Genomic DNA, 12,303 nt, shown 5'->3' on the forward strand with positions numbered 1-12,303 from the left:
CCCGCCCCATGCACCCCTCCGCCTACGCCCACATGAAACTCTGCGTCGAGGAGTACCTCCCGGCCGAGGGGCGGCACCGTGTCGTCGACCTGGGCGCGCGCGTGTCCGACAAGCAGACCCGCACGCATCGCTCGCTGCTCACCGGGCGCGACATCGAGTACGTGGGCGTGGACGTGCTCGACGGGCGCAACGTCGACCGGGTGATGACGAAGCCGTACCGCATCCCGGTGAAGTCGAGGAGCGCCGACTTCGTGATCTCCGGGCAGGCGTTCGAGCACATCCCGTTCTTCTGGGCGACGATGCTGGAGATCGCCCGGGTGCTCAGGCCCGGCGGCACGGCCGTCGTCACCGCGCCCTCGCGCGGCCACGCCCACGACGCGCAGGACTGCTGGCGCTACTACCCGGACGGCATGCGGGCGATGGCCGCGTACTCCGGGCTCGAACTGCGCGAGGTGCACACGGACTTCCCGCCGCTGCGGGGCATCCGCCACGACTACCCGGCGATCGACGCCAAGCACGCCTACTGGGGCGACACCGTCGGCGTCTTCCGCCGTCCCCCGCACTATCCGGCGCTGCGGATGCGGGTGGTGCGCGGGGTGACCTGCTGGTGGGCGAACAAGGTCGGCGGCGTCGACGGCATCGCGATCCCCGCGCCGCTCGACGGCAGGGAGCGGTGCGGCCGGGCGCCGCGGGCCGTGCCCGCGCAGACCGGCTGACGGGCCCGGTGGGCCGGGCGGGCCTGGCAGGGCCCGGTCACCCGGGTGGACCAGCTCAGGTGACCGAGGCGCCGGTCGGGTGTTGGACCCTGGATGAAGATCTTGAACCGGCCCCAGGACCACCCGTCCCGTTCCCTCCTCCCCGCGGCCCGCAGGCCCGGGGCACCGCCGGGCTCGCGCGCCGCCGCCCGGCCCTGGGCGACCGCCGCGGCCGTCGCCGCCGGGACCGCGCTCGTCGGCTGGCGGGCCGCAGGGCTCGGGCAGTGGATCGTCGACGACGCCGCCGTAACCTTCGCGTACGTACGCAGCGTCGGTGACGGGCTCGGGCCGGTGCAGCAGGCCGGGGCCGGGCCCGTCGAGGGGTACTCCAACCCGGCCTGGCTCGCGCTGCTGCTCGTGGGGCGGGCGCTCGGCCTGTTCGACCACGGGGCCTGGTTCGGGGTCGCCGACCTCGCGCTCTTCCCGAAGGCCCTCGCCCTCGTCTGCGTCGCCGGGACCCTGGCGTGCGTCGGCGGCATCGCACGCGTGGCGCTGCCGGAGCGGGCCTGGCTCGTCGTGCTCGGCACGGGCGGGCTGCTCGCCGCCTCGTACGCGTACGTCGTGTGGTGCTTCTCCGGTCTGGAGAACTCCCTGTACGGGCTTGCCGCCGCCGCCCTCGCGCTGCTGCTCGTCCGGCGCGGTGCCGGGACCGGTCCCGCGTGTGCCGCCGCCGGGCTCGCCCTGCTCGCCGCGCTGACCCGGCCGGACGGCGCCGTGCTCGCCGCCGCGTACCCGGCCGTCGCGCTGCTGCTGCGGCGCCGGGCCGCCGTCCGCGACGTCCTCGTGCACTGCGCGGTCTTCGCCGCCGGATACGGGGGCTTCCTGCTGTGGCGGCACGCCACGTTCGGCCTCTGGGTGCCCAACACGGCCGTCGCCAAGGCCCAACAGGCGCCGGACACCGCCGAGTTCGCGAAGGTCGGCGAGCTGATCGGGTACGCGGGGTGGGCGCTCGTCCTGGTCTGCGCCGGATGCGCCGGGCTCGTCCTGGCCCGCCCCGGCCCCGTGCGGCGGGCGGCCGGCGTGCTGTGCGTGCCGCTCGCGCTGAGCCTGTTCGCGTACGGGGCGCTCGCGCCGGACTGGATGCCGCTGTACCGGTTCGCGACGCCGGTGTGGGTGCTCGGCTCGGCCGTCGCCGCGCTCACCGTCACCGCGGCGTGGCGCTCCGCGCGGGTGCGGGGCCGGGTGCTGCTCGGCTGCGCGCTCGGCGGGGCGCTCACCCTCTCCCTCGCCGGACAGGGCGTGCGCGACGAGCAGTTCAGGGCCGAGCCGACCCTCTCCATGTGCTGGGTCGCCGAACGCTACGGCCGCACGTTCACCGCGTACGCCGACCGGCTCGCCCTGCGCCCCGGGGCGACCGTGGTCCTGCCTGACCTGGGCGGCACGCTGCTCACCAGCCGGCTGCGGGTCGTCGACCTGGCGGGTCTGACCGACCGCCGGATCGCGTCCGCGTACGCCTCCGGGGACCGGGCGGGGGTGCGGGGTTACGTCCTGGACGAGGTCCGTCCCGCGCTGCTGCACGCGCATGCCGCGTGGGTCGGCCGTACGGGGCTGACGCCGGCGCGGCTGGCAGCGGCGGGGTACGTCCCGTTGTACCGGGAGGAGAACGGGGGCGACTTCGTGCTGGCGTCCGCGGTGCCCGGCGGGGCGGAGCGGATCGCCGCGGTCCGTGCGTGGGCGAAGCCCCGTATCGACCGGATGCGGCATCTGAAGCACGCGGAGAGGGGGTACCTGGGCGGGTGCGGTTCCCGGTTGGTGCCGGGTTCTTCGGTTGCGGGTCCGGCTGTGGCTCCGGTGGGGGCCGGCCGCGCAGTTCCCCGCGCCCCTGAGATGCAGGCCCTTCGGGCCGCATCTCATCGGGGGAAGGCTGCGCGCAGCGCATGCCTTCCAGGGGCGCGGGGCCGCATCGATCAGCGGCTCCGCCGTGGGGCGCGACCAGCCACGACGCAACCCGCACCCGCCAATGCACCGCAACTCGGCACACGCCCCGCGCCCCCCGGCACCGCCCACCCCATCCCCCTGGCCCCCCTCCGCTCCGCCCCCGTCACCCTCGCGGAGGCCCGGCGATGAGCACCGCCGTTCTCCCGCACCAGCCACCCCTGCGGCAGCGCGCCCGCGTGCCCCGCAGTGACCGGCTCGACTCGCTGACCGGTCTGCGGTTCCTCGCCGCGTTCGCCGTCTTCACGCACCACTTCACCGGGGCCAGTCCTTCCGGCGGCGTCGCGCACAGCCCCGTTCTGTTCCCGTACTCGACGATGGGTGTCAACGGCGTCGGGTTCTTCTTCGTGCTCTCCGGGTTCCTGCTGGCCTGGGGGCACCGCACGGGGACGCGGGCCCGCGTCTTCTACCGGCGGCGGGCCGCCCGCATCCTGCCGCTGCATCTGGCCGCGACCGTGCCGTGCATCTGGGTGTTCCACGTGTGGGGAGGCGTGCCGTGGGACCTGCCGAGCTTCCTCGCCTCGCTGGTCCTGCTCCAGACCTGGCTCCCGGACGCCGTCCCGATGTTCCCGGGCAACGGGGTGTCGTGGACCTTGAGCGTCGAGGCGTTCTTCTATCTGCTGTTCCCGCTCGTCATCCGGGGCGCCTACCGGCTGCGCACGCGCACGCTGTTCGTCGTCGCGGGCGCGGGCCTGACCGGCATGTGGGGCGTCAACTGGTGGGCGGCCGCGCACCTTTCGCCGTCGCGGTGCGAGTGGCTGATGCGGCTCCCGGTGACCCGGCTCCCCGAGTTCGCGCTCGGCCTCGCCCTCGCGCTGGCCGTCGGCCGGGGCCTGCGCATTCCGCTGCGGCCGGGCGTCCTGGCCGCCGTCTTCGCCGCGTACACGGTCGTGTACGTGCACCGCGGCGCGTGGCTCCCGGACCCGGTGGCCGGTCAACTCTCCTGGTCCGTACGGCCGTTGGTCGCGCTCTTCTCCGTACTCGTGATCGTCGCCTATGTGCAGCGCGAGCGCGACGGATGGCGCGGCTGGCTGTGCACGCCGCTGATGGTGCGGCTCGGCGCGTGGTCGTACGCCTTCTATCTGCTGCACCAGACCGTGAACCGGCTGATCCTCGACCACTGGGGGCGGCCCGCCCCGACGAACGTCTCCGTGTTCACCCTGCTCGGCGTCGCGACCGTCACCGTCGCCCTGTCCTGGGCCGCGTACCGGTACGTCGAGGAACCCGCCCGGAGAGCGTGGACGCGCCGCCAATCCACTTAAAGTGACGGACAGTTGACTGAGCGTGACAAGAAGGGTGAATTGCGCGTAGTGTCCCGCCCCATGGCATGGAAGAAAGCCGTCAACGGCGCACTCCGGACGCTCACCGGATACCAGCTGACCCGCCCGCGGGTGCCCGTCCCGCGCGCCGCCACCGCCTCGAAGCCCGCGCCGCAGCCGAAGGAGCTCAAGCTCCCCGTCGACTACGACGACGAGGCCAAGGAGACGATCCGTACGGTCAAGCCGTGGACGATGACGTCGCCGGAGCGGCTCAACGCGTTCATCCTCGCGACCCGGCACGTCGTCAAGCACGGCATCCCCGGCGACATCGTCGAGTGCGGTGTGTGGCGCGGCGGTTCGATGCAGGCCTGCGCCAGGACGCTGCTGAGCTGCGGTGTCGCCGACCGTGACCTGTACCTCTTCGACACGTACGACGGGATGACCGAGCCCACCGAGGAGGACCTGCGGCGCGACGGCACCCCGGCCGCCACCATCCTCGCGCGCAACGGCAAGGACAAGGCGGTCTGGGCGTACGCGACCCTCGACGACGTCAAGTCCGGCTTCCAGAACGTGCCTTACCCCGCCGAGCGCGTCCACTACGTGCAGGGCAAGGTCGAGGAGACGGTGCCCGGCGAGGCCCCGGAGAAGATCGCGATCCTGCGGCTCGACACCGACTGGTACGCCTCCACCAAGCACGAACTCGACCACCTCTACGACCGGTTGGTGCCCGGCGGCGTCCTGCTCATCGACGACTACGGCTACTGGCAGGGTTCCCGGCAGGCCGTCGACGAGTTCCTGGAGGAGACCGGCGAGCGGCTGCTGCTGCTCCGGATGGACGAGGGGCGCATCGCGGTCAAGCCGTGAACTGTTCCTGAACTGCACGGATCCGAATCCCGGCCCCCGCGCCCCGTGGCGCGGGGGCCGGTCCGCGGTCACCCGTATGGCGCAGGACGGGTGACCGGGGGCGGTGGCACGGGTTGTTAACGAGTAGGTCCCTCGAAGGTCCACCGCCGGTCCCTCGCCGTTCGCCGGAAGGAATGTGCGCAGCGCATGACACCCCGCCTCACCGTCGTCGTCCCCATCTACAACGTCGAGAACTACCTCGGCACCTGTCTGGAATCGCTGGCGGCGCAGACCATGCCGGACCTCGAGGTCGTGATGGTCGACGACGGTTCCACCGACGGCAGCGGGAGCATCGCGCGCCAATTCGCCGCGGGGGACGCCCGGTTCCGCCTCGTCGAGCAGGCCAACGCCGGTCTCGGCGCGGCCCGCAACGCCGGCGCCCGGCACGCCACCGGCACCCATCTCGCCTTCGTGGACAGCGACGACGTGATCCCCGAGAACGCCTACGAGCTGATGCTGGACACCGTCGAGGCGTCCGGCTCCGACTTCGTCACCGGCAACGTCTTCCGGCTGCGCGCGGGCGGCGCCACCGAGCAGTCGCCCATGTTCCGCAAGGTGATGGCCACCACCCGCACCGCCACGCACGTCACCCGCGACTGGGACCTGCTGGCCGACCGCATCGCCTGCAACAAGGTGTTCCGGCGCGCCTTCTGGGAGGAGCACTCCTTCGCGTTCCCCGAAGGCGTGCTGTTCGAGGACATCCCTGTCGTGCTGCCCGCCCACTTCCTGGCCCGCTCCGTCGACGTCCTGTCCGACACCGTGTACCTGTGGCGCGACCGCGACGGATCCATCTCGAACCGGCGCGCCATCCCGCGCGCCGTGCGCGACCGCACCGCCTCCGTCTCCCACGTCAGCCGGTTCCTCGGCGAGCGCGCACAGTGGCGCGAGGGCAAGCGGCGCTACGACGCGTCCGTCGTCTCCGGCGACCTGTGGATGTTCATGGAGGCGCTGCCCGACGGGGACAGCGCCTACCACGAGGCGTTCCTCGACCACGCCAACTCCTTCGCGGACACGGTGGACCCGGCCGTCCTCGCCGAGCTGCCGCTCGGCCTGCGCGTGCGCTGGCGGCTGATCCGCGAGCGCCGGATGTCCGAACTCCTGGCGTTCATGGCGTACGAGAAGGCCAACCCGGGCGCCTTCCGCACCCGCCGCGGCCTGCGCGGGCGCCGCGCCGACTTCCCGGTGCTCGACCGGCGGCTGCCGCGCGGCGTCGCCGGACTCGGCAAGGCCGAGCTGCCCCTTGACGCCCGGATCACCCAGGCCGCCTGGGGCGAGGACGGCAGGCTCCGGCTCAAGGGCTACGCCTACGTCCGCAACCTGCCCGCGGGCCGCATCGCCGCCCGTGCCCGGATCGCCTGGCTGCGCGCGGGCAAGCGGCGCGCGGTGCCCGTGCGGCTGCGCACCGTACGCTCGCGCGAGGCCACGCTCGCCTCGCGGCAGGGGCTGCACAGCTACGACCGGGCCGGTTTCGAGGCCGTCGTCGACCCGGCGAAGCTGGTGACCGCACGGGCCAGCACCACCTGGAACCTGGAACTCGGCGCGTACGCCGGAGGCCTGCTGCCGCGCACCGGGCCGGTACGGATGAGCGGCCCCTGCCCGGTGCCGGTCCGCCACCTCGACGACTTCCTGCGCCTCGTGCCCGCCCTGAGCGAAGGGCGGCTGCGGCTGCGCGTGGAGCGCCTCAAGGCCCGCCTCGTCGACCACGCGCGCGACGGTGAACACCTGCTGATCGAGGGCGAGTTGGCGCCCGGAGCGCCCGGCGGCCTGATCGCGCTGCGCGTCGAGAACTGGCGTACCAAAGAGGCCCACGACCTCCCGGTCATCGTCGACGGCCGTGCCTTCGCCGCGCGCGTGCCCCTCGGTCTGTTCGGCGGCGTCGAGGACGCCGCCGACCCGTGGGGCGTCGGTCTCGTCCGCGACGGCGGCACGTGGAGCCCGCTGCCGGTGCGGCCCGACATCGCGCCCGGCCGGCACGCCCTGGGCGGCGGCCGCGAGCTGATGGTGCTCGCCAACCCGACCGGCAACACCGAACTGCGCGACCAGACGGTGCGCCCCGTCGTCGACACCCTGCGCTGGGAGGAGTGCGCGGCGGACAGCGCGTGCCGGGTCTGCGTCGACGGCGACGACGCCGGGCACCTGCTGCTCGCGGGCAGCTACCCGGGTGCAGGGCGCCGCGAGCTGGTGCTCGTGCACAGCGGCCACGACGAGGAGGCCGTGCTGCCGGTGACGCTCGCCGACGGCCGCTTCGAGGCGCTGGTGCGGCCGCACGCCGTCGCGGGCCCGGCGGGCACCCTGCCGCTGGCCGAGGGCAACTGGTACCTGTTCCTGCGCGAGCCCGGCGAGAGCGACCCCGAGCGCCGCGTGCCGCTCCTCGTCGCCCCCGCGCGCCACGCCGACCTGCCGCTCCCGCGCACCCTGCGCGGGCGGAACGTCACGGTGCAGCGCCGCCACCACGACCAGCTCCTGATCACCTCGGGCTCCTCGCTGCCCGAGCGGGACCAGGGCCGCAGCGCCCAGGCCGCACTGCGCGAGCGCTACAGCGAGCAGCGGACCCTGCCGCGCCGCGACGCCGTCCTCTACGTCAGCTTCGACGGCCGCCAGTACTCCGACTCGCCGCGCGCCGTCCACGAGGAACTCCTCGCCAGGAACACCGAGTTGGAGCACCTGTGGGTGGTGCGCGACCAGCAGGTGGACGTGCCGCCGGGCGTCGCCACCGTCGCCCTGTGGAGCGCCGAGTGGCACGAGGCGCTGGCCCGCTGCCGCTACATCGTCACCAACACGCACCTGCCCGAGTGGTTCGAGCGCGCCGAGGGCCAGTACGTCGTCCAGACCTGGCACGGCACCCCGCTCAAGCGCATCGGCCGCGACCTCGCGGGCAGCGCGTCCGCCGACCGCAAGTACATCGCGACGCTGCCCTCGCGCGCCGACCAGTGGTCGCTGCTCGTCTCCCCGAACAGCTTCTCCACACCGGTCCTGCGCGGCGCCTTCGGCTACGAGGGCGACGTCCTCGCCTCCGGCTACCCGCGCAACGACGTGCTGCACGCCGCCGACCGCGACAAGCTCGCCGCGTCCGTGCGCGAGCGGCTCGCGATCCCCGAGGACCGCCGGGTCATCCTCTACGCCCCGACCTGGCGCGAGAACCAGCCCCGCAAGTCCGGGCGCTACGGACTCGACCTCCACCTCGACCTCGCCGCGGCGCGCGCCGCGCTCGGCGACGACCACGTCCTGCTCGTCCGCCGCCACTACCTGGTCGGCGGCGCCGTCCCCGGCTCCGACTTCGTACGCGACGTCTCCCGCTACCCGGACGCGGCCGAACTCCTGCTGATCGCCGACGTGTTGGTGACCGACTACTCCTCGATGATGTTCGACTTCGCCCAGACGGGCCGGCCGATGCTCTTCCACACCTACGACCTCGACCACTACCGCGACACCCTGCGCGGCTTCTACTTCGACTTCACCGCCAAGGCCCCAGGACCGCTGCTGCGCACCAGCGACGAGGTGATCGCGGCGCTGCTCGACCCGGACGCCGCCGTCGCCGGGCACCGCGACGCGTACGAGCGGTTCCGCGAGGCGTTCTGCGACCTCGACGACGGCACGGCCGCCGCGCAGGTCGCCGACGCCATGCTCGGCCAGGCCGAGGACGGAGGCCGTCGATGAGCAGCGCCGTCGCCGAACTCTTCGACGTCAGCGTGGTCGTGGACTGCCCCGCGGGCACCGATCCGCAACGGCTGCGCGCCACCGTCGCCTCCGTCCTCGACCAGACCCTCGCCGGTACGGAGGCCGCGCTCACCGGCGAAGGCACCGGCGCGACCGGCGCCGCCCTCGCCGCCGACCACCCGCACCGGGTCCGCGTCGGAGCGCCCCGCGGCACCTACGTCCTGCCGCTCGCGCCCGGTGAACTCCTGGAGCGCAACGCCTGCCGCAACCTCTTCGCGGCCGCCCGGCGCACCGACGCCGACCTCGTCGCGGGCCGCTGGACGCGGCTGACCGGCACCGGCGCGAAGGAGAAGGCCCCCGAGTGGCACAGCGGCCTGTACGGGAGGACGCGGACGCTGACCGACGCCGCCGAGGCGCCGGAGCTGGTGACGCGGGAGGCGCTGAGCGCCGGGTACTGCGTGCGCAGGGCCTGGGCGGACGGGGTGAGGGCGGGCGCCGCCGGTCCTGCCCCCGTGGGCCTCGCCCTCGCCGCGCGCCGCATCACCCTCGTCCCCAACCTGATCACCACGCGCCGCGCCGCCCCCGACCCGCTGCGCGACCTGCCCGCCGCCGTCGAGACCCAGCGCCGCGCCCTCGCCCTGCTGACCGACCCCGGGCTGCGCACCGGCCGCGCCGTCGCGTTCCTCACCGACCACGTGCTGCCGTGCGCCCGCGCCTTCCTCGGCCTCTCCCGCGATCAGCGTGCCCAACGGGCCGCAGAATGCGCCGAGTTGCTCGACGGGCTCGTCCCCGACGACGCGCTGAGCGCGCTGGACCCGGCCGAGCGCACCGCCGTCGCCCGGCTCGCCGACGGTGACGCCGACGGCGTGCACACCGCCGCGTACGCCCTGGAGCACCCCGGCCACCTCAACCGCGTCACCCGGTGCGCCCGCGAGAAGGGCCGCCTCGTCATCGAGGGCACCCTCATGGCGCCCGCCGGGCTGATCGACGGCGAGCGCGCCGCCGTCCTCACCGCAGACCTCGCCCTCAAGGTGCGCGGCGCGAGCGCGCGGACGGTGACCGTGCCCGTCGACGACGTCCGGCTCACCGGCCGCACGATCACCTGGCGCGCCGACGTGCCGCTCACCCGGGCGGTGCGCCCGCGCGGCATCGGCGACCGGGTCTGGGACCCCCGGCTGCTGCTCACCGTCGACGGCGAGCCGCTGCCGCCGCTCGACCTGTTCGCGGAGAAGGACACCGTCCCCGCCCAGGGCACCGCGCTCCCGGCCCGCCCCCGCCTGAGCCGCCTCACGGCCGACACCTGGCAGCCGTACGTCACCGCGAAGCACCACCTCGCGCTCTGCCTGCTGCCACGCCGCCGCCCGGCCCGCAAGGCCAACGCGCTGGCCCGGTACGCCACGAACTTCCGCCCCGCCCGCAAGGCCAAGCGGCTGTGGAAGAAGCTCCGCACGGCCTACGAGGCCCTGCACACCCAGCGTTTCAAGACCCGGGTCTACCGCCGGATCCTGTGCCGGCTGCCCGTCAGCCGCGGCACCGTCGTCTTCGAGAGCCACATGGGCACGTGCTACGGCGACAGCCCCCGCGCCATCCACGAGGAACTGGTCGCGCGCAGGCGCGGGGCGCGCGTGGTGTGGTCGTACGCGAAGGATCCGGCCGGGTTCCCGAAGGACGCCACGCTGGTGCGCCGCTGGTCGTGGCGGTATCTGTGGGCGCTGGCCCGCGCCGAGTGGTGGGTCGACAACCAGGGCTTCCCGCACGCCCTCGACAAGCCGAAGCACACCACGTACCTCCAGACCTGGCACGGCTCCGCGTACAAGCGTATGGGCTACGACGAGATCCGGCACAAGACGCAGAACGCACCGCAGCGCGAGCAACTCATGCGCGCCGTGAGCCGGTTCGACCGCTTCCTGGTCCGCTCCGAGCACGACGTGCACACCCTCGCCCGCGCCTACCGCATCCCCGAGGAGCGGCTGATGCGCGTCGGCTACCCGCGCAACGACCGTCTCGTGGCCGCCCGCGAGCGCGACGAGCGCGAGGGCCGCTTCCCGCGCCCCGGCCTCGCGACGCGACTCGGCATCCCGGACCACCGGACGATCGTCCTGTACGCGCCCACGTTCCGCGGCACGCCGAAGAACAAGAAAGCCCAACTCCTGCTGGACGTCGCCGAGTTCGCCGAGCGTTTCGGTGACACGCACGTGCTGCTCGTGCGCGCCCACTACATGGAGGTCGCGACCCTCCCGGACACCCCGCCCGGCACCGTCGTCGACGTGTCCGCGCACCACGACGTCAGCGAACTCCTCTGCCTGGCCGACGTCTTGATCACCGACTACTCGTCGATCATGTTCGACTACGCGCTCCTCGACCGGCCGATCGTCCACTTCGCCCCCGACCTCGACACGTACGCGGCCGAACGCGGCAGCTACTTCGACCTGCGCGCCCGCGCCGGAGGCCCGGTCGTCGAGACCCAGGACGAGCTGCACCGCGCCCTCGCCGGGATCAAGGAGACGGACGCGGACTGGCAGGAGGCGCGGCGGGCGTTCGCCGCCGAGTTCGGGACGTACGACGACGGAGGCGCGGCCCGCGCCGTCGTCGACGCCCTCTTCACCCGAAAGGCAGCCACGTGACCAGGGATCTGTTCCTCGTCGCCAACACCACCGACGAACTCGGCGGCGTCACCGCCTGGACCCACCAGATGGCCCGCCTGTTCCGTTCGGCCGGGCATCGGGTGCATGTCATCGGCGTCCACGAGTCCGACCTGAAGATGGCGGTGCCCGAGGCCCCCGACTACCCCGTCACCAGCCTCTACAAGGCACACCCGCCGACCCCGCGCCCGCTGCGCGGCGCCCGCCGGTTCAGCGTGCCCGCCCGGCTCCGCGAGTCCCGCAGGATCGCCGCGAGGAAGCAGGCCGTGGCCCGGCTCGACGCCATCCTGGGCCCGGCGCCGGCCGGCTCCGTGGTCGTCGTCACGCAGGTGTGGCCGATGGAGTGGCTGCGCGAGATCGACACCTCGCACCTCACGGTCATCGGCATGAGCCACGAGTCGTTCGCGTACTCCCGCGCCTGCCACCGCTACCACTGGGTCAAGCGGCACTACCCGCACGTGGACCGCTGGCTGGCGCTCACCCAGGAGGACGCCGACATCTGGACCGCCGAGGGCCTGAACAACGTGGGCTTCATGCCCAACGCCCTCGCCCACCTGCCCGCGATCCCCTCGCCCCGCACCGACAAGGTCGTCGCCTCCATCGGCCGCCTCGCCGACCAGAAGGGCGTCGACATGCTCCTCGACACCTGGGCGAAGGTCGCGCCGCAGCGCGCCGACTGGCAGCTGCACGTGTACGGGGCGGGCGCCGACGAGCCCCAACTCCGCAAGCAGTGCACGGAGTTGGGGCTCGACACGTCGGTGAAGTGGCTCGGCCGCACGGACGACGTGCCCGGCGCCCTGGCCGCGTCCTCCGTGTTCGTCCAGTCCTCCCGCGGCGAGGGCTTCCCGCTCGCCCTCATGGAGGCGATGGCCAGCGCCGTCCCGTGCGCCGCGTTCGACTGCGCCCCCGGCGTCCGGGAGATCGTCCGCGACGGCGAGGACGGCCTGCTCGCCCCGCTCGGCGACCTCGACGCCCTCGCCGACCGCCTCCTGCGCCTCACCGGCAACCCGCGCATGCGCGACGCGATGGGGGAGCGGGCCCGCGTGAACGTCCAGCGGTTCTCGCAGGAGCGGGTGCTGGAGATGTGGGAGGACCTGTTCGCCCTGCTGGAGCGGTGAGCGGGAACCGGCGGTCCCCCTTCGGTGACGCCGG

Annotated in this window: 7 protein-coding genes; all 7 read left to right on the top strand. The window is 73.8% G+C overall.

Annotated features, from left to right (window positions below; translation table 11 throughout):
- Positions 1-8: 8 nt before the first annotated feature.
- On the top strand, positions 9-716 hold the full coding sequence (locus AB0L37_RS08375; RefSeq protein WP_365501695.1) for a methyltransferase domain-containing protein: 708 nt from the start codon (positions 9-11) through the stop codon (positions 714-716).
- A gap of 93 nt (positions 717-809) precedes the next feature.
- A complete protein-coding gene (locus AB0L37_RS08380; RefSeq protein ID WP_365501697.1) occupies positions 810-2,822 on the top strand; it encodes a hypothetical protein in 2,013 nt (670 codons plus the stop codon).
- Positions 2,819-3,952, top strand: coding sequence for an acyltransferase (locus tag AB0L37_RS08385; RefSeq protein ID WP_365501699.1), 1,134 nt, complete (start codon positions 2,819-2,821; stop codon positions 3,950-3,952). The genes AB0L37_RS08380 and AB0L37_RS08385 overlap by 4 nt, the downstream gene beginning before the upstream one ends.
- Before the next feature lie 60 nt (positions 3,953-4,012).
- Positions 4,013-4,813: a TylF/MycF/NovP-related O-methyltransferase gene (locus AB0L37_RS08390; RefSeq protein WP_365501701.1), complete on the top strand. Its 801-nt coding sequence runs from the start codon at positions 4,013-4,015 to the stop codon at positions 4,811-4,813.
- A 186-nt stretch (positions 4,814-4,999) separates the two neighbouring features.
- Positions 5,000-8,509 carry a CDP-glycerol glycerophosphotransferase family protein gene (locus AB0L37_RS08395; RefSeq protein ID WP_365501703.1) on the top strand — a complete coding sequence of 1,170 codons (3,510 nt, stop codon included), beginning with the start codon at positions 5,000-5,002 and terminating at the stop codon, positions 8,507-8,509.
- Positions 8,506-11,133, top strand: coding sequence for a CDP-glycerol glycerophosphotransferase family protein (locus tag AB0L37_RS08400; RefSeq protein WP_365501705.1), 2,628 nt, complete (start codon positions 8,506-8,508; stop codon positions 11,131-11,133). Before AB0L37_RS08395 ends, AB0L37_RS08400 begins: the two co-directional genes overlap by 4 nt.
- A complete protein-coding gene (locus AB0L37_RS08405) occupies positions 11,130-12,269 on the top strand; it encodes a glycosyltransferase (protein WP_365501707.1) in 1,140 nt (379 codons plus the stop codon). The genes AB0L37_RS08400 and AB0L37_RS08405 overlap by 4 nt, the downstream gene beginning before the upstream one ends.
- Positions 12,270-12,303 lie beyond the last annotated feature (34 nt).

The organism is Streptomyces sp. NPDC052225, assembly GCF_040679615.1.
Taxonomy (GTDB): domain Bacteria; phylum Actinomycetota; class Actinomycetes; order Streptomycetales; family Streptomycetaceae; genus Streptomyces.

Excerpts from the sequence above, each read along its gene's own strand:
- AB0L37_RS08375 (WP_365501695.1), top strand. The coding sequence starts at position 9 with ATGCACCCCTCCGCCTACGCCCACATGAAACTCTGCGTCGAGGAGTAC.
- AB0L37_RS08380 (WP_365501697.1), top strand. The coding sequence starts at position 810 with ATGAAGATCTTGAACCGGCCCCAGGACCACCCGTCCCGTTCCCTCCTC.
- AB0L37_RS08385 (WP_365501699.1), top strand. The coding sequence starts at position 2,819 with ATGAGCACCGCCGTTCTCCCGCACCAGCCACCCCTGCGGCAGCGCGCC.
- AB0L37_RS08390 (WP_365501701.1), top strand. The coding sequence starts at position 4,013 with ATGGCATGGAAGAAAGCCGTCAACGGCGCACTCCGGACGCTCACCGGA.
- AB0L37_RS08395 (WP_365501703.1), top strand. The coding sequence starts at position 5,000 with ATGACACCCCGCCTCACCGTCGTCGTCCCCATCTACAACGTCGAGAAC.
- AB0L37_RS08400 (WP_365501705.1), top strand. The coding sequence starts at position 8,506 with ATGAGCAGCGCCGTCGCCGAACTCTTCGACGTCAGCGTGGTCGTGGAC.